At 53.7% G+C, this 22,854-nt stretch carries 19 protein-coding genes, 2 tRNA genes and 2 riboswitches; of the genes, 16 read left to right on the plus strand and 5 right to left on the minus strand.

Annotated elements, in window-relative coordinates; all coding sequences use genetic code 11:
• Positions 1 to 78 precede the first annotated feature (78 nt).
• The 4 genes from NWF31_RS08485 (at position 79) to NWF31_RS08500 (ending at position 6,244) form a co-directional block, all read left to right on the plus strand.
• Positions 79 to 1,245: a trypsin-like peptidase domain-containing protein gene (locus NWF31_RS08485; protein WP_258360078.1), complete on the plus strand. Its 1,167-nt coding sequence runs from the start codon at positions 79 to 81 to the stop codon at positions 1,243 to 1,245.
• A 174-nt stretch (positions 1,246 to 1,419) separates the two neighbouring features.
• Complete coding sequence (locus NWF31_RS08490) at positions 1,420 to 3,156, plus strand: M1 family aminopeptidase (protein WP_258360079.1); 1,737 nt, start codon at positions 1,420 to 1,422, stop codon at positions 3,154 to 3,156.
• A 74-nt stretch (positions 3,157 to 3,230) separates the two neighbouring features.
• Positions 3,231 to 4,238 (plus strand): polysaccharide deacetylase family protein, encoded by a 1,008-nt coding sequence (locus tag NWF31_RS08495; protein ID WP_258360080.1) that lies wholly within the window; start codon positions 3,231 to 3,233, stop codon positions 4,236 to 4,238.
• A gap of 69 nt (positions 4,239 to 4,307) precedes the next feature.
• A riboswitch (cyclic di-GMP riboswitch) is annotated at positions 4,308 to 4,396 on the plus strand.
• Between the two features lie 69 nt (positions 4,397 to 4,465).
• Positions 4,466 to 6,244, plus strand: a complete 1,779-nt coding sequence (locus NWF31_RS08500; protein WP_258360081.1) for a methyl-accepting chemotaxis protein — start codon at positions 4,466 to 4,468, stop codon at positions 6,242 to 6,244.
• 39 nt (positions 6,245 to 6,283) lie between these two features.
• Here NWF31_RS08500 and NWF31_RS08505 read toward each other — a convergent pair whose 3' ends face one another.
• Positions 6,284 to 6,445: a DUF1540 domain-containing protein gene (locus NWF31_RS08505; RefSeq protein ID WP_258360082.1), complete on the minus strand. Its 162-nt coding sequence runs from the start codon at positions 6,443 to 6,445 to the stop codon at positions 6,284 to 6,286.
• 161 nt (positions 6,446 to 6,606) lie between these two features.
• Between NWF31_RS08505 and NWF31_RS08510 the strand changes: the two genes are divergently transcribed.
• From NWF31_RS08510 to NWF31_RS08530, 5 genes are all read left to right on the plus strand, one after another.
• Positions 6,607 to 7,095, plus strand: coding sequence for a chemotaxis protein CheW (locus NWF31_RS08510; protein ID WP_258360083.1), 489 nt, complete (start codon positions 6,607 to 6,609; stop codon positions 7,093 to 7,095).
• Positions 7,092 to 9,149, plus strand: coding sequence for a chemotaxis protein CheA (locus NWF31_RS08515; protein ID WP_258360084.1), 2,058 nt, complete (start codon positions 7,092 to 7,094; stop codon positions 9,147 to 9,149). Before NWF31_RS08510 ends, NWF31_RS08515 begins: the two co-directional genes overlap by 4 nt.
• Complete coding sequence (locus tag NWF31_RS08520; RefSeq protein ID WP_258360085.1) at positions 9,133 to 10,185, plus strand: protein-glutamate methylesterase/protein-glutamine glutaminase; 1,053 nt, start codon at positions 9,133 to 9,135, stop codon at positions 10,183 to 10,185. The genes NWF31_RS08515 and NWF31_RS08520 overlap by 17 nt, the downstream gene beginning before the upstream one ends.
• Positions 10,186 to 10,245: 60 nt before the next feature.
• Positions 10,246 to 11,127: a radical SAM protein gene (locus NWF31_RS08525; RefSeq protein WP_258360086.1), complete on the plus strand. Its 882-nt coding sequence runs from the start codon at positions 10,246 to 10,248 to the stop codon at positions 11,125 to 11,127.
• A 170-nt stretch (positions 11,128 to 11,297) separates the two neighbouring features.
• Positions 11,298 to 11,615, plus strand: coding sequence for a zinc-ribbon domain containing protein (locus NWF31_RS08530; RefSeq protein WP_258360087.1), 318 nt, complete (start codon positions 11,298 to 11,300; stop codon positions 11,613 to 11,615).
• 68 nt (positions 11,616 to 11,683) lie between these two features.
• Here NWF31_RS08530 and NWF31_RS08535 read toward each other — a convergent pair whose 3' ends face one another.
• On the minus strand, positions 11,684 to 12,766 hold the full coding sequence (locus tag NWF31_RS08535) for a coiled-coil domain-containing protein (RefSeq protein WP_258360088.1): 1,083 nt from the start codon (positions 12,764 to 12,766) through the stop codon (positions 11,684 to 11,686).
• A 240-nt stretch (positions 12,767 to 13,006) separates the two neighbouring features.
• On the opposite strand from NWF31_RS08535, the gene NWF31_RS08540 reads away from it, so the two are divergent.
• The 6 genes from NWF31_RS08540 to NWF31_RS08565 all read left to right on the plus strand — a co-directional run bounded on the left by NWF31_RS08540 (position 13,007) and on the right by NWF31_RS08565 (position 18,753).
• Positions 13,007 to 13,720, plus strand: a complete 714-nt coding sequence (locus NWF31_RS08540) for a PDC sensor domain-containing protein (RefSeq protein WP_258360089.1) — start codon at positions 13,007 to 13,009, stop codon at positions 13,718 to 13,720.
• Positions 13,671 to 15,485 carry an HD domain-containing phosphohydrolase gene (locus NWF31_RS08545; protein WP_258360090.1) on the plus strand — a complete coding sequence of 605 codons (1,815 nt, stop codon included), beginning with the start codon at positions 13,671 to 13,673 and terminating at the stop codon, positions 15,483 to 15,485. The genes NWF31_RS08540 and NWF31_RS08545 overlap by 50 nt, the downstream gene beginning before the upstream one ends.
• 101 nt (positions 15,486 to 15,586) lie before the next feature.
• Positions 15,587 to 15,662 (plus strand) — tRNA-Ala (locus tag NWF31_RS08550).
• Between the two features lie 13 nt (positions 15,663 to 15,675).
• A tRNA-Val gene (locus tag NWF31_RS08555) sits at positions 15,676 to 15,750 on the plus strand.
• Between the two features lie 201 nt (positions 15,751 to 15,951).
• A complete protein-coding gene (gene trkA, locus NWF31_RS08560) occupies positions 15,952 to 17,301 on the plus strand; it encodes a Trk system potassium transporter TrkA (RefSeq protein ID WP_258360091.1) in 1,350 nt (449 codons plus the stop codon).
• 3 nt (positions 17,302 to 17,304) lie between these two features.
• Positions 17,305 to 18,753, plus strand: coding sequence for a TrkH family potassium uptake protein (locus tag NWF31_RS08565; protein ID WP_258360092.1), 1,449 nt, complete (start codon positions 17,305 to 17,307; stop codon positions 18,751 to 18,753).
• Between the two features lie 132 nt (positions 18,754 to 18,885).
• Here NWF31_RS08565 and paaI read toward each other — a convergent pair whose 3' ends face one another.
• The 3 genes from paaI to NWF31_RS08580 are packed head-to-tail and all read right to left on the minus strand — an operon-like array spanning position 18,886 to position 20,764.
• On the minus strand, positions 18,886 to 19,293 hold the full coding sequence (gene paaI, locus NWF31_RS08570) for a hydroxyphenylacetyl-CoA thioesterase PaaI (RefSeq protein ID WP_258360093.1): 408 nt from the start codon (positions 19,291 to 19,293) through the stop codon (positions 18,886 to 18,888).
• A 25-nt stretch (positions 19,294 to 19,318) separates the two neighbouring features.
• A complete protein-coding gene (locus NWF31_RS08575; protein WP_258360094.1) occupies positions 19,319 to 19,561 on the minus strand; it encodes a hypothetical protein in 243 nt (80 codons plus the stop codon).
• Positions 19,562 to 19,621: 60 nt separating this feature from the next.
• Positions 19,622 to 20,764 carry a glycerate kinase gene (locus NWF31_RS08580; RefSeq protein WP_258360095.1) on the minus strand — a complete coding sequence of 381 codons (1,143 nt, stop codon included), beginning with the start codon at positions 20,762 to 20,764 and terminating at the stop codon, positions 19,622 to 19,624.
• A gap of 130 nt (positions 20,765 to 20,894) precedes the next feature.
• Positions 20,895 to 21,060, plus strand: a riboswitch (M-box (ykoK) riboswitch).
• Between the two features lie 72 nt (positions 21,061 to 21,132).
• On the opposite strand from NWF31_RS08580, the gene NWF31_RS08585 reads away from it, so the two are divergent.
• Positions 21,133 to 22,851 carry an ABC transporter permease gene (locus NWF31_RS08585; RefSeq protein WP_258360096.1) on the plus strand — a complete coding sequence of 573 codons (1,719 nt, stop codon included), beginning with the start codon at positions 21,133 to 21,135 and terminating at the stop codon, positions 22,849 to 22,851.
• Positions 22,852 to 22,854: the final 3 nt, after the last annotated feature.

Here is a 22,854-nt window from a genome sequence, read left to right on the forward strand (position 1 = left end):
TTCTTAGCTTGTCTTAAACTTTTTTTTAAATTTCTTTTTTATAATTACTTCAGGAAGCCAAGAAGGAGGTATGAAAAAATGTGGCAGCGTTCAGGAAGAGCCAGAATTACCGTCCTGGCGGTTTTGCTAATTTTCCTGGCCGGGGTGGCGGCCACGGTAGGTTTTTATCAGATCACCGGGGTGACAGCCGGGACTGCGCAACCTTCTTACCAGCACGCGGTGGCTGCCGCTGAAACGGTAACCGCCAGTATCCCGGTGGGTCTGGGTCCGGAGGCCATTGCTGATATTGTAGAAAAAGCCGGTCCGGCAGTGGTACGGATTGATACGATTACGCAGACGCGGGTGGTCAGCCCCTTTAACGACCCCTTTTTCCGGCAATTTTTTGGCGACCAGTTTGATCTTGGTCCCCAGGAACAGCGGGGGTTGGGGTCGGGGTTCATAATTTCCCAGGACGGCTACATCCTGACCAACCAGCATGTAATTGATGGGGCGAAGCAGGTTAAAGTTACCGTTGTCGGTTATGATAAGCCCTTTAACGCCAGGGTAGTGGGTGCTGATGCCACCCTGGACCTGGCAGTCCTGAAAATTGATGCCGGCAAACCATTACCCTACTTGACCCTCGGTGATGCCAGCAAGGTGCGCGTCGGTGAGTGGGCTATTGCCATCGGCAACCCGGACGGCCTGGACCACACGGTAACGGTGGGCGTCATCAGTGCCAAGGGCCGGCCCATAGACGTTGAGGACCGTCATTATGAAAACCTGTTGCAGACCGATGCTTCCATTAACCCCGGCAACAGCGGCGGCCCCCTGTTGAACCTCAAGGGCGAAGTAATCGGTATTAATACCGCCGTTAACGCCAGCGCCCAGGGGATCGGTTTTGCCATCCCCAGCAGCACGGTGCTACCAGTTTTGAACGACCTGATGACCAAAGGTAAAATTGCCCGGCCGTGGCTGGGAGTAGCCCTGGCATCGGTCACACCAGATGTGGCCGAAATGCTGGGCCTTGAGAGCCCCGAAGGGGCCCTGGTAGGTGAGATAGTGGCCGGCAGCCCGGCGGCAAGGTCCGGTATTCAAAAATATGATGTGATCCTGCAGATAGATGGCCAGAACATAAAAGATGCCAGCGATCTGATAAATAAGATTCAGGCTATGAAAATCGGCCAGCAGGTAAAGCTCCACATTTACCGCCGCGGCCAGCTCCTGGATATCAATGTGGTCCTTGGAGAGAAGCCGGCGCAGTATTAAGATACTATAGCCAACATCCGGCGTGGTCCTTAAAGTTTAACCCCGGGAAAGTTTTTTCCCGGGGTTTATTTTCACCCCTGTTTGCGCCGCCAGGGCAGGCGCTTGGCCTTTTTACCTGTATCCTGGCAGGAGAAATGAAGATGTTGTCGAAATTAAGGGCAAGGCGGTGGAGTGATGCTCAAAAAAATAATTACCGGTGTCATTATTGGCCTGCTGGGCGTCATTCTTTTTTCCGGCCAGGTTGTATCATCGGGGTCAACCCAGCACCTGCCGGAGGTCACCATTGAGAGAGTCACCTTTAAAGAGATAGTCATGGACCCGCCCCCCCTTGAAGCAGGGGGACATATACTGGTATCGGCAGAGGACTTTTTACCCCTGGCCGGCGGCAGTGCCGACTGGTATAAAAACAGGGGTATTTTACGGGGAAGTAAGGGAGCTACCGTAACCGCCGGCAGCCTGGCAGCCGAGGTGGACGGAATACCGCGGCGCCTGGAGGTGGCCCCGGTAATTGTTGGCGACAAGTTTTACATACCCTTGAACCTGGCCCTGGAAATCCTGGGATGGCCGGCTGCCGGCAATGGGGGACTTGCGCCTGAGCCGGAAAGTACGGGTATAAACCTTCCCCCTATCCGGGGAAAAGGAAGTATTCATTTCCGCTATTATCCTGTATATGACCTCCAGGCCAGTTATGACCCTGCCGGGGAAAGGCTGGCAGGCGAACTCCTCCTGGCGTACCAGAACAATTATTCATTTCCCCTGCAGGAATTGCATTTTAACCTGCCGGCTAATGGCGTCTACGGTAATGGAGCGGAATTAACAGTTAGCAAGGTATATGTAAATAACCGTCCGGTGCCTTTTAATTCCCGGGGAAGTTCCCTGGTAGTATCCCTGCCTGTAAGCCTTGCTCCCCGGGAAACCCTTTTCCTGTCCCTTTCCTTCACAACCAGGGTACCCCCGGCAGCTGCACGCCTGGGCCGCAGCGGCAACACCTTGATGGCGGCCGGCTGGTACCCGCTCCTGGCCCCGCAATGCGGCGACACCTGGGCGGGAATGGCCGGTACCTCCTACGGTGACCCCTATTTTGCCGGAGCCGGCTATTACCGGGTGCGCCTGACCCTGCCATCGGGTTACACGGTCCTGGCCAGTGCCCGGGAAACAGGACGGTCGGATTACGGCACCTGGACGGTCTGGACCTTTAACAGCGAGCATCCTATCAGGGAATTTGCCTTTGCTGCTGCCCCTGACTGGCAACTGATTAGCCGCCAGGTAGGGGCGGTCAGGATGGTCGTAGCCTCTCGTGGTGAACCGGCCGTAGCGGCCCTGGATGTAGCCGGCGAGGCAATAAATTTTTTCCAGGCCACCTTCGGTCCTTATCCTTACAGCTACCTGCACCTGGCTTTCATCCCCCTGGACGGCCTGGCCGGGATGGAATACCCGGGTTTTATTGTTTTAAGTAACCGCAAAAGTTATAGCCCTGCTACCGTTGTCCATGAAGTCGCCCACCAGTGGTGGTATAACCTGGTGGGAAATGATAGCATCCATGCCGCCTGGATTGACGAAAGCCTGGCCGAGTACAGCACCCTCCTTTTTTACCGCCGGCGCGATCCGGCCCTCTACCAGGTTAAACTGTCCGAGATCAGGCGCCTGGCCGGACAGACAAATCAGCCAATTAATTTATCCCTTGATGACTATGGTAGCGAGCAGGACTACCGCCTGGCAGTATATAACCGGGGTGCCGGGTTCTGGCTTGATGTGGAAGCCATTGCCGGTACGGGTAGCTTGCAGCAGGCCCTGGCTTATATCCAGCGGTACTACCGCCATGAAATACTCCCCCCTCAAGCCCTGGTGACTATTCTAACATATTATGGCAACGTAATGCCGGACCTATTTACAGCATATTTATGGAACTAACGGCACTGAAAAACGTCTAATTAAATACAGGTAGAGTTTGTCGAAGAAACAGGGCGGGAGGGGCCAAGCGGAACATGAGCCAGGCAGGTAAATTTGTGGCAGGGCACTGGTCCTGGGTGGCCAGGATCAGCAGATACTCGCGGGCGGCCAGGCCGGATTTGATCCTGCGGCTGGGGTACCTGGTAACAATAAGCGCTTTAATGCTGGTTATTGCCACTATCGGCGGTGCAGGCCGGCAGCAGCCAGGGGTTAATGGTCTGGTCCCGGTTTTGCCCTCTGTATCCGGTCCTGGCCAACTGGATGTGGGCGAGCCGGGATTGCCCCTTTCCTCGCCGGGGTCGAATCTTGTAACGCCGGGAACTTCGCCTCCGCCGGAACCGGTCGCTGCTGAAAAACCGTCACCGCCTGCTCCGGAACCGCAGCCGGAAACCAAGACCTTTCCTAAGCCCCTGCGTCAGGTACCGGAGGCCGGTCGCCGGGTGGCCCTGACCTTTGATGACGGCCCCTTTCCCCAGTGGACGGAGCGCTATTTAGCCGTTCTGGCCGCCACGGGAACCCGGGCCACCTTTTTTATGGTCGGACGGCAGGCTGAAACTTATCCGGAATTAGTGAGAGCGGTTATGGAGGGCGGTCATGAAATAGCCAGCCATTCCTGGCGCCATGCCAACCTGGGAAAGGTGACCCGTGCTGAAGCTGAGACCGATCTCCGGCAGGCGGCGGCCGTCCTCGAGAAAATAAGTGAACAGCAGGTTAAATATTTCCGTCCCCCTTACGGCGCCATGGGAGCGGAATTGCTGGCGGCAGCAGCCGGGCTGGGCACGCCGGCAGTCACCTGGAGCGTTGATCCCCGCGACTGGTCCAATCCCGGCCCGGGGGTCATAGTTCGTCACGTCCTAGCTAACGTCCGGGACGGCAGTATAATCCTCCTTCACGAGGGCCATCCCGGCACCCTGGCGGCCCTGCCCCTTCTGATTAAAGGGCTACAGGAAAAAGGCTATGAACTGGTAACTATATCCGGGCTGATAGCCGGGGACGAAAAAACGGGTGCAGGGGCTGGTGTGGAAATCCTGGTAGAAAAATAACTTCTTAATTGGTATATCTTGCATAATAAAGACCACCTGCGGTATAATTAAGGCGAAAATAGTAAAAATTCCCCGAAAAGGCAAACCTGCTGAAAGGCAGGGACGCAAAGCTACAGGGTCTAAAGCCCGGTTAAGGGCCAGGACAGCCAGTTGCCGCGGGTGGAACGGGGCTACCCAGGGGGTAGCTTTTATTATTTATAAACAACCCGAGGAGGGAGTTGCTATTTATGCGCTTGCACTTATTTAAAAAGAAGGGCCGGGTAGCGCAGGGTGCGCCCATGACGTCCCGGCCGGGAAAAAAGCGGGCGGGTTTTTTCAGCCGCTGGCGGTTGGGAGCCAAATTAACGGCCGGCTTTATCCTGATCATTTTGATTTTTGTTGTCGTAGTGGCCTATGTCAACTTCAGTCTCCAGGAAGTAGACAGGATATCCCGGGAAGTAACCCTGGCCCACGAGCAGAATTTGCTCTTTAACGAGATGACCGGCGCTGTCCGGGATGCTTACCGCCGGGCCACCGATTACATAATATTTGGTACTGAGACCGAGGTGGCGGCCTTTGACGACGCCATGAAACGTTTCGACGACGCCCGCGCCCGGCTGGAACAACACCAACTCGACAGCCAGGCGGCCGGGTATCTTGCCGCCATGAATCTGGCCTGCAATAGTTTTACCGAAACTTTTAAAGAAGTTATCTTGAATACCAGCCGGGAAGAACGTACGGCGGCCCTGCCCATTTTGAGCTTCCAGATGGGGGCATCCCTGGATAATATCAATAATATTGGCAGCCATCTATCCAACAGCATGAGCGAGAAGAACGCCCTTGCGGAGAAGCAGTTAATTGCGACTGTCACGCGGGCCCGGGCAATGCTACTTAGCGGGTTGCTGGCAGCCCTATTACTGGGCCTGCTGGTAGCATGGCTTTTCAGCCGCATGGTTGGCAGATCCCTGGGCCAGTTGGCTGTCTACGCCACCCGGATCGCCGCCGGTGATCTTACGGCTGAACCCCTTCAAGTTATAACCAACGATGAAGTGGGCAAGCTGGCGACGGCTTTCAACACCATGGGCGATAACCTGCGCCAGCTTATCGGCCAGGTGCGGGATATGACCGGCCAGGTGGCTGCGGCCAGCCAGGACTTAGCCCGTATGTCCAAGGAACTTGGGGATGCCGCCCACCAGGTAGCGGCTACCACCCAGGAAATGGCCAGGGGGGCCGAAGACCAGGCCCAGCAGGTCGGCGAGACGGCAGCGGTGACCGATGCCCAGGTGGCCAGGGTGGAGGAAGTGCACCGCAACACCGAGGAAATGGCGGCCGCTTCCGACCAGGCGGCGGCTAAAGCCAGCGAAGGTGCCATGGCTGTCGCCGAAGCTACCCGGCAGATGGAGGCCATCTCCAGGCGTATGGAAAGCCTGGCTAGGGCTGTAGAGGAGCTTGGGTCACGTTCCCAGCAGATTGGCCAGATTGTAGGTGTTATTTCCGGCATTGCCGAGCAGACCAACCTCCTGGCCCTGAATGCGGCCATTGAGGCGGCCCGGGCCGGGGAACAGGGACGCGGTTTTGCGGTTGTGGCCGATGAGGTACGGAAGCTGGCCGAGCAAGCGGCCGGGGCCACCAAGGAGATTGTCGGCCTGGTGCAGGAAATACAGCGTGAGACGGAGCGGGTGGTTCAGAGTATGGCCGAAGGCTCCAAGGATGTCCGCCAGGGCACTGAAGTAGTGGGCCGGACGGGCATGGCTTTTTCGGCCATTGAACAGTCCATCCAGACCCTGGTAAGCAAGATCAAGAATGTGGCTGTAAAGGCTGATGAAATGTATGCGGGTTCCCACCAGGTTAAAGGACGGGTAGAAAGTATAGCTGCCGGTATTGAAGAAATGGCGGCCAGTACCCAGGAGGTTTCTGCTTCCACCCAGGAGCAGACGGCAGCCGTAGACCAGATCAGTCATTCAGCGCAACAGCTGGCCGCTGCCGCCGGGCACCTGGAAAAGGCGGTAGCAAGGTTCAAGTTATAATACACAGTTCGGCTATTGCTATCTTCCCCAATTTCTTTTTCAGGCACGGGCCTGGAAGGTTTCACATTCGGTATCGCGGTCGTTATGGGCGCTGGAGGTATTTGGCGTTCCCTGGACAGCTACGGTAATGCTGTCGGCCCGGCAACCGCCGTCTTGCCAGTAGATGCAATTGGCTACACGGCATTTGACTTTTGGAGACATGCTTATTACTCCCCTTGATATTTATTTTCAGACGGGCGTAAGAACGGAAAGTAGTCTAAATATAGGTTGGCCGGCAGGGGGAAAAATATGCCGGCATTTAAAGGAATTTCTCTAACCATGCAGAATAATCTGTGTGAGAAAAGAAGGGAGGGGATATTAAAATGGTAACGGAAACAGCGGCGGAAATACAGCTGGTCGTCTTCCAGCTGGGCGACGAAACTTACGGTGTCGATATTTATCACGTCCAGGAAATTATCCGCATGCAGAGCATTACCCAGATACCCAGGACCCCTGCTTTTATCGAAGGAGTAATCAATTTACGCGGTCGTATCATCCCGGTGATTGATCTCCATAAACGTTTTGGCCTGCCGCGGGTCGAACATACGAATAATACCAGGATAATGGTGGTGGAACTGGGAAAGGTAACGGTAGGCATGATTGTCGATTCCGTTTCCGAAGTTCTGCGCCTGCCAGCCTCCAGCATTGAGCCCCCTCCGCCCATGATAAGTGGCATTGATGTAGCCTATCTCAAAGGTGTGGGTAAGTGGAATGATCAGTTGATAATCCTCCTGGATCTCGAGCGTGTACTGCGGGAGAGCGAGCAGCGCCAGCTGGAGCAGGAAATTGCTGCCGGAGTGGATGCAAAATGAGCGAGCTGGATATGGCCCAGTACCTGGGAGTTTTCCTTGATGAGGCCGAGGAACAGCTCCAGCTGCTGGATGAAGCCATTGTCAAGCTGGAGCAAACCCCTGACGACCTTGACCTGTTAAACACCATCTTCCGGGCCGCCCATACCCTGAAGGGTTCTTCCGCTTCTATGGGTTTTAACCGCGTGGCTACCCTCACCCACCGTATGGAAAACATCCTTGAACTCTTGCGCCAGGGGAAAATCCCCGTATCCCGGGAGATTATCGACATTCTCCTGGCCAGCCTGGACAGGCTGAGGCTGATAAAAGACAGCATCGCTGCCGGCAACGGGGAGGAGGGTGAGGTGGAGGATATTGTCACCCGCCTGGAGAACGTACTGGCCGGCGGGGAGGGAGCCGTTGGCCGGGAAGATTTGCCCGGCGGTGAGCTCCTTGTCCTCGACGATGTGGAACAGAATGTTATCCGCGCGGCCCAGGTGAAGGGCTTCCAGCCCTACGAGATCCGGGTGCAGCTGGAAGAAGGTTGCCAGATGAAAGGAGCCCGGGCCTACCTGGTATTCAACAACCTTAAAGACGCCGGCGAGATAATCAAAAGCATACCCCATACCCAGGAACTGGAGGCCGAGAAGTTTGATGATACCTTTACCCTGCTCTTTGTCAGCAGGGAGGATGCCGATACCCTGGCCAATATCATCAAGTCTATATCGGAAATTAAAAACGTGACGATACGACCCCTTATCCTGGAGGATGAACACGAGGCAGGAGCGGGAATTCCAGCCGGCACTACGGGACAGGACTTAACTGCCGCCAGGGCCGGCGGCGCCGGCGGCGGGGCAGGGGAGACGCGTATTACCCAGACGGTCCGGGTGGATGTCCAGCGACTGGAAAACCTCATGAACCTGGTGGGCGAGCTGGTTATTGACCGTACCCGCCTGGCCGAAGTTGGTAACGGGTTAAAATCCCGCCTGGGTAACGAAGAGCTTTTGGAAACCCTGGAAGAAGTCTCCTTACACATCGGCCGCATAACTTCCGATCTCCAGGAAGAAATAATGAAAGCGCGCATGTTTCCCATTGACCAGGTATTCAACCGTTTCCCCCGCATGGTCCGGGACCTGGCCCGGAAGGCCGGCAAGGAGATTGACTTTATTATCGAAGGACGGGAAACGGAGCTGGACCGCACGGTAATTGAGGAGATAGGCGATCCCCTTATCCACCTGCTGCGCAACGCCATTGACCACGGCATTGAAGAGCCGGCAGCCAGGCTGAAAGCAGGCAAATCACGCCACGGGACGGTTCGCCTGCGGGCCTTCCACCAGGAAAACCAGATCGTCATCACCGTGGAAGACGACGGCGCCGGGATGGACCCGGAAAAGATAAAAGCCAGGGCTGTGGCCAGGGGGCTGCTCAGCCATGAGGCTGCCGCCAGGCTTGGCCCCCGGGAAGCCCTGGATCTTATCTTCCTGCCCGGCTTTTCCATGACGGATAAAGTCACCGATGTTTCCGGCCGCGGTGTAGGCATGGATATTGTTCGCAGCCATCTAGAAAAGATCAACGGTACCATTGACATTCGTACCACCCCGGGCAGGGGGACATGTTTCACCATCAAGCTGCCCCTGACCCTGGCCATCAATCGTTCCCTCCTGGTCCAGGTCGGCGGGCGTGTATATGCCTTCCCCCTGGCCAATGTGGTAGAAATAATCAGCATTACCCCGCCCGAGGTCCAGCATGTCCACCGCCAGCAGGTGGTAGTCGTCCGCGGCCGGGTGCTTCCTCTTATATACCTGGGTCAAGCCCTCGGCCTGCACGTAACGGCACCGGCGGAGGAGAATTATGCTGTCGTTATAGTTGGCCTGGCAGAAAAACAATTCGGCTTTATCGTCGACAACCTTATCGGGGAGCAGGAGATAGTTATCAAGTCCCTGGGGAATTTTATCGGTAAGATACCCGGTATAGCCGGGGCCACCATTATGGGTGACGGCAGCGTAGCCTTGATTTTAGATGTCCGTAGCCTGGTGGATAACCTGGGGGTGGCGGAAGGACGTGAACTGGCCAGTTAAAGTACTGGTCGTCGACGATTCTGCCTTCAGCCGGCGGTTGATAATAGACATTCTGAGTACCGACCCTGAAATCCAGGTCGTCGGCTATGCCCGCAACGGTATGGAAGCCCTGGAAAAGGTTGCTTCCCTTAAACCACAGGTGGTAACCCTGGACCTGGAAATGCCGGTCATGGACGGCCTGGAGACACTGAAAAAACTTATGGCCGGCACTCCGGTGGCCGTTATCATGCTCTCCGCCCATACGGCCGCCGGGGCTGAAGTGACCATTCAAGCCCTGGAACTCGGCGCTGTAGATTTTGTCCTCAAACCGGCAAAGCCCGGGGATATAAAAGACCTGGCCCGGGTACTGCCGGAAAAAATTAAAGCAGCAGCCAGGGTGCCGCGAGAGCGCCTTTGCAGCGGCAGGCCTTGCCGGGAAATTATCCCGGCACCTTTTATCTCGCACATGAAGGGCGGGGTCGAGGTTGTCGCCATTGGCACCTCTACGGGAGGGCCGGCAGCCCTGCAGCAGGTCCTCACTGCCCTGCCCGCCGATCTGCCGGCCGGCGTCGTGGTTGTCCAGCACATGCCCCCCGGCTTTACCGGCCCCCTGGCCCGGCGCTTAAATGAGCTGGCAGCCCTGGAAATCAGGGAAGCGGCGGACGGGGACATTATCCGCCCGGGGATGGCCCTCATTGCCCCGGCAGGTAAACAGATGCTCCTGGAACGGCACGGGGGCAACGTCCAGGTACTGCTGGCCGAAGAGGCTGGCATACCCACCCTCTTTAAACCTTCCGTAGACGTGTTGTTCCTCTCAGTGGCCAGGATATACGGCTACAGAAGCCTGGGGGTCATATTAACAGGCATGGGGAACGACGGCGTCCGCGGCCTCAAGGCTATTAAAGAGCAGGGCGGCCGGGTTTTAGCCCAGGATGAAGATACATCCATCGTCTACGGTATGCCCCGGGCAGCGGTGGAAGCGGGACTGGCCGACCAGATCCTGCCTTTGCCTGCCATAGCCGCAGCTATTGTGTCGTTAGTTGCGGCTGCCCCTTAACTTTTAGTTAAACCATCAGCATATCTTTAACACGACGAAACCGGAGGAGAGAAACGGCAGGTGAACGTTTTAAAACATTGCAACCTCTGTCCCCGGGCCTGCGGTGTTAACCGCCATGCAGGTGACCGCGGTTTTTGCCGGGCCGGGGCCCTGCCGAAGGTAGCTAAAGCATTTCTGCATCACTGGGAGGAACCCTGCCTGAGCGGCAGCCGCGGTTCCGGCACGGTTTTCTTCTCCCACTGCAACCTGCGCTGTATTTTTTGCCAGAACTACCGCATTAGTTGGCAGGGTCGGGGCCGGGAAATGACGGTGACAGATTTGACGGACCTCTTTCTCAAACTCCAGGCTCAAGGGGCCCATAACATCAACCTGGTATCACCTACGCCCTACAGCCCTTTTTTAGTTCCCGCCCTGCGCGAGGCCAGGGAAAGGGGATTGGCCATACCGGTAGTATATAACTGCAATGCCTATGAAAGCATAGATTCCTTGCGTTCCCTGGAAGGCCTGGTAGATATTTATCTACCCGACCTCAAATATGTGGACCCGGAGCCCGCCGGGCGCTACAGCCATGCGCCCTATTATTTTAACGCAGCAACGGCAGCCATCCTGGAGATGCATCGCCAGGTTGGCGCCCTGGTGCTCGACGATCACGGTTTGGCTCGGCGGGGACTATTAATCCGTCACCTTGTTTTACCCGGCCAGGCAGGGGCTGCCTGCCGTGTACTGGACTGGATAAAGGCCAATTTACCTGCTGATACGCATGTCAGCCTTATGGCCCAGTATGTTCCCGTCTGGCAGGCACGACGCTGCCCCGAGATCAACCGCACCCTAACACCTGCCGAATATGAAACAGTTCTCGATTACTTTGAAAGCCTCGGTTTCGAAAATGGCTATTATCAAGAGTTAGATGCAGCTACTACGGCCTATATACCCGATTTTTAAGATTACACGTATAAATAGAGTTGCAAAATTTTAGGAGATACGCTATACTAAAAGAGCCTCTAAAGAACGCTGGCTTTACCTACTACTAACTATCTCCCCTGGGATAGCCCTGGTAAGTATGGTACATGCCCCGTTGGCTTTAGGGAGACTATCTTTAGGGGAGTAGTAACATGTTTTATCAGGACAAAACCCTTACCTGCAAAGAATGCGGCCGCGAATTCATCTTCACCGCCGGCCAGCAGGAATTTTTCGCCGAAAAGGGTTTTACCAACGAACCGTCACGGTGCCCGGACTGCCGGGCTGCCAGGAAAGCACGCCAAGGAGGCGGGCAGAGGCGCGGTGATTTCCGCTCCGGTCCCCGGCAGATGTACAGAGCTGTATGCAGCCAGTGTGGATCCACCACTGAGGTACCCTTTGAACCCCGTGGTGACCGGCCGGTATACTGCCGGGATTGCTACAACAGCATGAGGGTCAGGAGTTACCGTTAGCTTGGGAAGCCTGTAAAGGGCTTTATATGAAACCCGGCTTAAATTTGAGCCGGGTTTCGTGTTGGTTGCTACCTTTCCAGGACGAGCACCATTTTCCCTTTTTCCAGGGATATGCTTTTAAACTTTAAACCAAAATCTGGCGGTGGTAGATTTAGGATCAGGTCGTCTGGCCGCAGGAGTTCATGCCAGGTGGAAGGGTCAAGGGGCAGGCCGGCAAAGAATACGTTTTGCGGGGTAAATAGGAGCTGGTGGGGGCCGTTGACGCTAATGGTACCCTGGATTTCAAAATCAGGTCCCGGGATTTTAATAATTTCACCCGGTAAAAGCAACTGAATGTCCCGCAGCTGTTCTTGCGAAGCAAGCAGTGTTTTATTGAGGTTTTGCTGGGTGAAGAAAGCAATTACTTCGCCCCTGCTTAAATCGATCTGAATAGAATCCGGGCGTAAACTCTGCCAGGGCAGGGACGGTAACTGCTGTAAGAGATACTGCAAAGTCGGCAGGGCCCCGGCCCAGGCTTTTTCCAGGACCAATAGGTCCCTTGCCCAGGTGGAATTTTGTTGCCGCAGGGCATTAAGCTTATTCTCTTGCTCTGCCTTTAGGGCCGCCAGCTTCTTTTCAGCCGCCAGGCTGGCTTCCCTGGCCTGCTGCAGTTCTTTTTCTTTGGCGGCCGCCATGGTGCTTTTTTCCCGGGCCAGGGCAACCAGGGCCAGGTTATGACGGACGATGCCATAGAAATGATCGGCCAGGCGCTTTAATAATTCCCAGCGGATAAATAAGTCAGGCCAGTTATCGCTAAACAGGGTCGCCGTTATAAAAGAAGTAGAACCGTAGGTATAAAAAAAGCGCAGGCTGCGGGAAAAATCCCGGCGCCCGGCAGCCAGATCAGCCTCCGCCCGTTCCTGGGCAACCTGTGCCGCCTGCCATTCCTTCCGGACAATTTCCAGCCGTCTGGCCAGTTCATCGTTCTCAGAAGCGGCCTTCTGTAAGCGTGCGTCCAGGCGCATGATTTCCTGCAGGATACGGCTTTCCTGGCTCTGGCCGTCCTGGAGGCGCTGCCGTAAGGTATCTCTTATATTAACCGCCCCGGAGGTGGGGGTATAAATGACAGATAAAAAAAAGAAAATCATCAGCAAAGCTAACCGGCGGCGCATTATTTTCCCTCCCGGTTTATAATATTCGCCGGGGAAAAAATAAATCCTTCTCTGATGGAAGAAAATGTAAATAATAAAATCATGACTACCTCTGCAATTGAATAATTGTTTATGGGTTAACTGTGAAGGAATATGTTATTTTTCGTCGAATTTTTTAATTAAACTTGCATACGCGGGAACATGAAATGATAACTATACCGGTCAGCCGGTGTGATTCTATTAAAAAGCGAGAAAATGACAATGAAGCAATCTCAGGGGCTCAACTCCCGTATAAAAGTTATCATTGTTGTCATTATTTTACTCTGCGCTGGGGCGATTTGCGTATACAACACATGGGTTTATTACTTAAACAGGGCCAGCGATCGCGCGATAAGGTTGGCCGAATCTGCCGCCGCTTTTCTTTCAAACGATCAGATAAGCGTGCTGGAAGCGACCCCGGATGACTTTGAAAAGCCGGAATATCAGCATATAAAAGACAGCCTTGTGAAGTTCAAAGAACTCAACGGCGACATTTATTTCGCTTACTTATATACGCAGAAAGACGACAAAATATATTTCATGGTAGATTCCGAAGCTCCCGGTTCAGAAGGCTATTCTCCCCCGGGGCAGGAATACCCGGAAGCTACCCAAACTGATAAGCAGCCTTTTATAGATGGCAAATCTGTAATAACAAAACCGGCTGCTGACCGATGGGGCATCTGGGTGAGCGCGCTTGTACCCATAAAGGATCAAAATACCGGTAAAGTCATCGCCGTCTTTGGCATTGACTATTCGGCAAAACAGTGGTACTGGGAAACGATTAAGTACACATTGTATACGGCTGCTATCGTCATAAGCATACTTCTTCTCATCCTGGTCTTATGTCTTATAATGGTTGTTAATAAAAAACAGGGCCCTGGCGGCAATGAGCAAAAAACTAAAGGAAAGCGAGGAACTTTTCAAAACAGTATTTGAACAGGCGCCGGTAGGGATAGCGATCATTGACGATGATAAACTGGTATCCATAAACTCCATGTTTGAGCGGATTCTAGGTAGGACGAGAGAGGAGTTTCTCGCCATCGACTGGAGTGAATGTTTATTTACAAGCGAACCCCAGAAGGATGCTAAGAAGAATCGCAGAATTGCTTTGGAAACCATTGCCGGCAATTCAGTGACCAGGAAGTATGTCCGCCCAGACAACACGAGCGTGTGGCTGAACATAAAAATAGCGTCAATAAGCTTGGGGAGCCGGACCGGCAAGAAATTCCTGTGTTTAGTCGAAGATATCACGGAGTTAAAAGAGAAAGAGCAGGAGTTGCTGGAAAGCGAGCGGAGCAAGGCCGTGCTGATTTCCAACTTGCCCGGGATTGCCTACAGGTGCAATTATGATCGGGAATGGACGATGCAGTTCATATCAGACGGCTGTCTTGAACTGACGGGTTACAGGGCGGAAAGCTTGCTGGACAACAAAGAACTTTCCTTCAACGACGTTATCTGCCCGGAATACCGGGAAATATTGTGGGAAGAATGGGCCCGCGTCGTGAAAGCGAGGGAAAAGTTCAAATATGAATACCCGATAATAACCGCAAACGGTGATATTAAATGGGTGTTCGAGCAGGGGCAGCCCGTATATGACGAAAACGGAGACGTGCAGGCTCTTGAAGGCTTGATTATTGATATCACGGACCATAAGAACAGGGAATTAGAGATCAAGTACTTGAGCGAGCACGATTTTCTGACAGGGCTGTACAACCGCAGGTTTTACGAAGCGGAAAAAGCCAGACTGGATGCCCGGGGGGTTATTCCTCTTTCAATAATAATTGCCGATATCAACGGTTTGAAGCTGATCAATGATGCCTTCGGGCACAAAGAAGGGGATAGGCTGATAATAGAGACAGCCGAAATTATCAGCAGTTGTTGCCGGGAAGGGGACGTCCTGGCGCGAATCGGGGGTGATGAGTTCGGCATCCTGTTGCCCAACACCGGCAGCCGGGAGGCCTGTGAAATAATAAAGAAAATAGCGAGCGCGTGTGAGTATAGAAGCTCAATGATGAAGATTTACAGCCTCAGCCTGGCGATAGGTTATGGAACGAAAGAAACAGCCGAACAAGATATAGAACAGATAGAAAAAAGCGCCGAGCACAACATGTACCAGCGCAAGCTGTTGCACAGCCACAGTTTTCACAGCTCAGTTGTCGCCTCGATTATGGCAACACTGCGTGAAAAAAACCAGGAAACCCGGGAGCATGCAGAGAGGATTGCCTTTTTTGCCAGAAAGATAGCGGAAAAGATGAATTTACCGCAAAAAAGCCTGGACGAGTTAGAGCTGTTTGCCATGCTGCACGATATCGGTAAAATAGGCATAGATGACTATATCCTGAATAAGCCGGGCAAGCTGACAGAAGAAGAATGGGCGGTAATGAAAAAGCATGCAGAAATAGGGTATAGGATTGCCATGTCGTCGCCGGATTTACAGTCGATTGCTGAATATATCCTGTGTCATCATGAACGCTGGGATGGGAAGGGCTATCCCCGGGGACTTAAAGGTGAGGAGATTCCTTTGCTTTCACGTATACTTGCGGTCGTGGATGCGTTTGATGCCCTGACGCAGGACAGGTCGTATAGGAGAGCCCGGTCAAGAGAATATGCCGTCGCAGAAATAAAGCGCAATGCCGGCACCCAGTTCGATCCTGATGTTGTGGATATATTCGCGAACCAGGTATTACCATATATCGGGTGATTTTTAAGCATGTTTTTCTATGACGGCAATACAAACATAAAGCCTGCTCGACCTTGACAGGATTGTGCGAAAAGATTATAATAAACCTGCATTGAGAGTAAGGGCGTGTAGCTCAGTTGGGAGAGCGCTAGAATCGCACTCTAGAGGCCAGGGGTTCGAATCCCCTCACGTCCACCAATAAGTTTTATAGGGGCGCGTAGCTCAGTGGGAGAGCGCCTGACTCACATTCAGGAGGTCGCTGGTTCGAAACCAGCCGTGCCCACCAGGTATTACAAGGCTTCCCGGGTTTACCGGGGGGCTTTTTTTATATAAAAGATTAACGACAAATAAAGGTTTTTAAAAGACATATCGTGAATGAACCGCTAGTGAGGGGAAATATTTTTAGTCACGAAGACGTCCGGGGGGAGGAATTTTGTGAAGCAGCGCGAATAACAACTTACTATTATTGAACTTGAGGTGTTTCCCGGTGCGGATTATAATCATAGGTGCCGGCAAAGTGGGTTTTAAGCTGGCCGAGATGCTTTCCTTGAGCAACCATGACGTTTTAGTTATCGAGCAGGATGCAGAGAGGATTGCAAACGTCGAAGAGAAGCTTGATGTCCAGGCCATCTGTGCTAATGGCGCCAGCCCCACCGTTCTTAAAGAGAATGGAGTGGCTGGCACCGATCTTTTGATAGCTGTGACGGAAGATGACGAGGTAAATATTATCGCCAGCCTGATTAGTAAAAAGCTGGGCGCCAAAATGACTGCGGCGCGGGTTCGCAACCCTGAATACCTGTCTCTTAATGAAATTGGTTTTGATAAGGATCTGGGCATCGATTATGTCATCAACCCTGACTATGTTACCGCCTCCGCCATTGCTGAACTCGTCGAGGCACCGGAAGCGGTAGAATCTGAATTCTACGCGGGCGGGAAGATCCAGCTGCTGGTGCTTAATCTACCGCCGGCCGCGCCGGTAGCGGGCAAAAAGCTGAAGGAGTTGCCTTCACCTAACCCTTACTTAATCGTGGCCATCCAGCGGGGAGATACAATGATCATCCCGCGGGGCGAAGATCGCCTCCTGGCCGGTGATAAAGTGTTTGTCCTGGCACCGGCCAGGTTAATGGAACCTGTGGAGCATCTCCTGGGACAAAAGCGAGCCCGGGTCCAGCGGCTGGTGGTGCTGGGAGGCAGCCGGACTGCCTATTACCTGGCCCAGAGGCTGGCCGGGAAAAAGGTTGAAATTAAAATTCTGGAAAAAGACCGCCAGCGCTGTGAGATTTTATGCGAAAAATTGCCCCATGTCACCATTATCCACGGCGACGGTAGCGATCTGGGTTTGCTGCAGGAAGAAGATATTGGCCAGGCCGACATCTTTGCCGCTGTATCCGGCGACGACAAGGTAAACCTGCTGGCTTCCCTGCTGGCCAAGCACCTGGGGGTCAGGAAGACCATCTGTAAAGTGGGGCGCTCTGATTACGCCGACATAATGGAAAAGATAGGTATTGATGTAGTCATTAGCCCGCGGCTCCTAACAGCTGCCGCCATTATGAAGTTTGTCCGCCGCGGCAAAATTGTTTCCATAAGCTTGCTGGGCCAGGATAAGGCAGAAATGATCGAGTTTATTGTCCCCCCTGACTGGCGCCTGGCCGGGAAGCCCTTAAAGCAGATTAATTTTCCCCGCCATGCCATCGTTGGCGCCATCGCCCGGGACGATGAAATTATAATCCCCGGCGGCGGCGATTGTATTATGCCCGGTGATCATGTGATTGTTTTTACTTTACCGGGTTCCGTGGCCACGGTCCATAATTTCTTTGGCGCTACGGAAAAGAGGTAAAAAATGCATTACCGCCTTGTGTTTCAAATCCTTGGCAAGATCATTATTTTAATCGGCCTGTCTATGTTGCTACCCTTACTCGTGGCGTTTTATTTCCAGGAAAGGGAATGGCAGGCCTTTGCCTGGAGTGCACTGATAACGATAGCAGCTGGCATACCCCTGAGCCTCTATCCCTCCCGTAACGAGGAACTCCGCAGGCGTGAGGGCTGTGCTATCGTTACGCTGAGCTGGGTGGCGGCGGCTATTTTCGGGAGTTTGCCCTATCTTTTTTCTGACGCATTTCCCCATTTTGCCGATGCCCTTTTTGAAACAGTTTCCGGTTTCACTACCACCGGGGCCAGCGTCATGACGGACATCGAAAGCCACTCCCGTTCCATCCTTTTCTGGCGCAGCCTGACCCACTGGCTGGGGGGCATGGGAATAGTAGTCCTTTTTGTGGCCCTTCTTTCCCATATGGGTGCCGGTGGCCTGCAGATGCTCCAGGCTGAAGCCCCCGGCCCGGTAACGGAGAAAATAAAACCCCGCATCCAGGAAACGGCAAAGATTCTCTGGTCTACCTACTTAATTCTTTCGGTACTGGAAATCCTGTTATTATGGGCGGCAGGTTTATCACTGTATGAAGCCGTCATCCACACCTTTGGTACCATGGCTACCGGCGGCTTTTCCAGCAAAAACGCCAGCATTGGCTATTATACCAGTGCCGCGGTACAGTGGATCATCACGGTGTTCATGTTTCTGGCCGGCATTAATTTTGCCCTTTATTATCAGGTCTTGCGCCGCCGGTCGCCACTTTATTTCTGGCGCAGCCCGGAATTTAAACTCTACAGTGCCTTAATTGTTATCGCAACAATTATAGTAGCGGCAGACTTAATTTTAGCCGGCAACCGGCCGGGGGAACACCTGGTGCGTACGGCTGCCTTCCAGGTAGTTTCCATTATTACCACGACCGGCTACGTCACTGCCGACTATGACGCCTGGCCCAGCCTCTCTCGCGCCCTTTTATTTATCCTGATGTTTATTGGTGGCTGTTATGGTTCTACCGGAGGGGCAATAAAAGTCGGGCGGTGGCTGGTTGTTTTAAAGAACGGGCTGGCAGAGCTTTTCCGGACTATTCATCCCCATGCCTTGTTTCCGGTTCGTTTTGGTAACACCGGCGTATTAAAAGAAAACCTGGTTTTAAATATCTTACAGTTCGTCTGCCTGTATTTACTTTTATTTGCCGCGGGCACCCTAGCAATAGCTATGACGGGATTGGGACTGGAAGACGCTGCCAGCGCTGCTGCCGCAACCCTGGGCAATGTTGGCCCGGGCCTGGGTGCCGTGGGTCCTGCCCAGAACTACGCCCACCTGCCGGTAGCATCCAAGTATTTATTATCCTGGCTGATGCTGGTCGGGCGCCTGGAGATTTATACCGTCCTGGCCCTCTTTTTACGGACAACCTGGCGGGGTTAACCTGATTGGCCGGCCGGATAAATGGGGATGTTGGCGGTAGCACGGCGCGTTTTTTTGAAACCGGTCAGGCGGGTGTAACCAGATGGTAAAAAGAGGAAGCATAGGGTATGCCGGTGGCTTTTTACACCGGAACTATCCTTTTTTATCCATGCGGTAAACGGTACCCTGGGCTACGGCAATTGTTTCCCCTTCGCTGCTGGCAATATTGATCCGGTAAAGGCCGGTATGCCGGGTAAGGTGTTCTTCCCGGGCTTCGGCAATCAATTGCATGCCTATCCGGGCCGGTTTAAGATAATTAATAGTTATTGCAAGGGCAACGGCAGTGTCACCGCGGGAGTTGCTGGCCAACCCCAGGGCCGTATCGGCCAGGGTAAAGATAGCTCCCCCGTGCCCGATGCCGTGGAAATTCGTCATGTTTTTATTAATTGTCATGGCCATGCGGGCATAGCCCGGGGCCAGTTCCAGGAGTTCGATCCCCAGCGAGCGGGGGAAGGTGTCGGCATTATAATATTTATCTATAAGTGAAGTTACGGTACTCAATGGTTGTCCTCTCCCAATAGATTTTTTAAGCCCCCTCATGGCGCCGGGCGATTATGTGGCAAGTCTTCCCGTCGCTATCGCCGCGGCTCTGATAGTCGAGGCCGTGTTCCTCTAAAAGTTTTATCAGCAGGTCGGCCTGGTGGGCGTCGGCGGCTTCCATGGTAATGGTAAGGTGGTCTCCTGGATTCAGGCGCGGCAATACGTCCCGCACCCGGGCCAGATCGCTGCTGGTAATGGCGGTACCCATCCTTAAAGAAATATCTGGCATAAAGGGCCTCCTTCCGGGCTTTTTCTTTAGTTTTGCCTGGGAGGGGGCTTTTTAATGCTTTTATTTATTCATTACTGCCATTAGTCGTAGCAGGCGTTCGGCAGCGTCGGTTAGCAAGGCGGCAGCGTTCTCCAGGCAGTATGCTAAAGGTACCGGACGGGGGACAATACTCATGAATCCTTTAATGCCGTGTTCATAGACGGTATTGGCGCCATCGCCGATAGAACCTACCAGGGCCACCACCGGGATGCCGTATTTCCCTGCTACCCGGGCGACGCCGGCGGGGACTTTACCAAAAGCCGTCTGGTGGTTGATTTCTCCTTCACCGGTGATGACCAGGTCGGCGCCTGCTGCCAGGATGCCGTCGAGATTTACGGCCTCCATTACCAGTTCGATACCGCGCCGCAGGGTGGCATCCAGGAAGGCTACCAGGCCGGCACCCAGGCCGCCGGCGGCACCGGCCCCGGGCAGTTCCCGGACGTCTTTTCCTAGATCTCGTTCAATGATATCTGCCAGCCTGGCCAGGGCCGCATCCAGGCGGGGGACCATCTCCGGCGTGGCGCCCTTCTGGGGACCGTAGACGGCCGACGCCCCCCGGGGCCCGCACAAGGGGTTGTCGACATCGCAGGCTACCAGGATTTCCGTTTCCTTTACCCGCGGGTCCAGGCTCCCGGTATCAATGCGTGCCAGTGCCTCCAGGCCGGCAGCCCCCGGTCTTATATCGTCTCCCCGGGCATCCAATAGCTTTACACCAAGGGCCTGGGCCATTCCTGCGCCGCCGTCGTTGGTGGCACTGCCGCCGATGCCCACAATCAAACGCCGGCAGCCGGCATCCAGGGCCCGGCGGATGAGTTCACCGGTACCGTAAGTGGTGGTAAACAGGGGGTTGCGCTTTTCCCGGGGTACCAGGGGCAGGCCTGATGCCTGGGCCATCTCCACCACAGCGGTGGCGCCGTCTCCCAGGATTCCCCAGGCGGCTTGAACCGGCTGTGCCAGGGGACCGGTGACGGTGGTGGTAATAATCCGCCCGCCGGTAGCCGCTACCAGGGTGGTTGTTAAACCTTCGCCGCCGTCGGCCATGGGCACGGTAATAGTTTCTACCTGGGGGAAAACCCGTTTAATACCTTCGGCTATAGCTGCGGCAACGGCAGGCGCGTCCAGGCTTTCTTTAAAAGAATCGGGAGCAATGACAATGCGCTTCATTTTTTACCTCCACTTCCCAGAAACATCTTTTTAAAATATTCGCCGGGATTGCCGAAATACCTACCATCCCCTGCCTTGACACTTAAAAAAAGCGTATTTATAATGAAATTAAAGGCGAAAACTGCTATTTTACAACCTTCGTTAGGTGAGGCTTCTGCATAGACAGACGCCACTGCCCGGAAACGTCGAAAGACGCCAATGGGTCAACAGGTATTACCGGCTTAAGGTTTTACCTAATGTGGCTGAGAGTTATCTCTAGCTATGCACGTGCCAAAGCTCAACGAGTGGGGGTTAATAGGGCTATTTATGAACTCTATGTCTTCCCACTTGGGAAGACTATTTTATTTTTTAGTTAGGAGGTGAACCCCGTGGCGCGGGCAGGGAACCTGGCTTTAACAATGGTTATGACCGTCCTTTTAACTGCCTTTGCCTACTTTGCTTACCAGGGCCACCAAGCTGTTGCCCTGGCAGGAGAGACAACGATTGTTACCAGTATCGGCCTCCTGCCCTATTACGCCTTCCGGTCATTTATAAGAATGCTGGGCGCATATATATTGTCTTTTGTCTTTACGCTAACTTACGGGTATAAAGCCGGGACAGACCCGCGGGCTGAACGCTGGCTCATACCTATCCTGGACATCCTCCAGTCGGTGCCCATCCTGGGGTTCTTCCCTGCCGCCGTTTACTTTTTTGTTTCTCTTTTCCGGGGAAGCCCCCTGGGGGTGGAACTGGCTTCCATATTCCTTATCTTTACCAGCCAGGCCTGGAACATGACCTTTGGTTTCTACGAATCGTTGACGACAATTCCCCGGGATCTTAAAGAGGCGGCCGATGCCTACCGCCTTACGGGCTGGCGTCGCTTCCAGAAACTTTACTTTCCCGCCGGCATCCCTAAAATGGTCTATAACAGCATATTATCCTGGAGCGGCGGATGGTATTTTCTTATTGCTGCCGAAATTATAGCCATAGGCCCCGCCAGGTACTCCCTGCCGGGCCTCGGCAGTTACCTAATCCGCACAACGGAAGAAGGAAATCTGGGCTCGACGATAGCCGGTCTTTTGACCCTGATAGCGTTAATCACTTTAATGAATATTTTTATCTGGCGACCCCTTTCCGTCTGGGCCGAAAATTTTAATTATGAGTTTGAAAGCGGCGGTTCAAGAACGACCAGGGGGTGGGGTTACCGCCTCTGGTATGAAGCCCCTTTTTTCCGCGAATTCAGGCGGGGACTTATAGCCCTGGGTTCGGGCTTAAGTGTTGTTGTTGAGAATTGGTACATGAAGCTTTATGCCATTGGCGGTGGAGGGCTTAAAATCTGCCGTTATCTCAACCTGATCTGGCGCCTGGCAACCTGGTCCATGGTTATACTGCTGGTAGTGTCCCTGTTACGAGGCATTGTGGGCCTGGTCAACCTGTTCATGATGCCCTGGCAACCCGAGATTTTAAGTATTCCCAAGGCTATTTTCTTTTCGTTTCTACGATTGCTGGTAGCATATCTGTTCTCCCTTGCCTGGACAATCCCGGCGGCTATCTGGATCGGGCATAATGAGCGCGTTTATGAACTCATGACTCCTGTTTTTGAAGTCCTGGCATCCATCCCGGCGACGGCCTTGTTTCCCATTATCGTTTTTTTCCTGGTGGGTATTACGGGAGACATGAACCTTGCGGCTATTATCCTGGTATTGACGGGTATGCAGTGGTATCTTCTATTTAACCTTATTGCCGGGGTAAAAAGCATTCCCCGGGACTTAAAAGAGGCAGCTGAGGCTTTTGGCCTCCGGGGAAGCAGGTATTTACGCCGGGTAGTTATACCGGCCTTGGTACCCTCCCTCATAACGGGCAGCGTTACCTCATGGGGAGGCGGCTGGAATGCCCTGATCGTCGCCGAATATGTTGTCTATGCCGGTCAGGTTTATACTGCTTTTGGCATTGGCTCTCTGCTGGATACTGCTATTTATAAGAGCGGTAGTTTCCAGATAATCTGGTCCAGCCTTATCGCTATGGTAGCAACCATTGTTTTCCTCAATCGTTTTTTCTGGCGGCGCCTGTACGATATAGCCGTTAGCAAGTTTACTATGGGAGATTAAAGG

This window comes from Neomoorella sulfitireducens, assembly GCF_024733845.1.
GTDB lineage: Bacteria > Bacillota > DSM-521 > Neomoorellales > Neomoorellaceae > Neomoorella > Neomoorella sulfitireducens.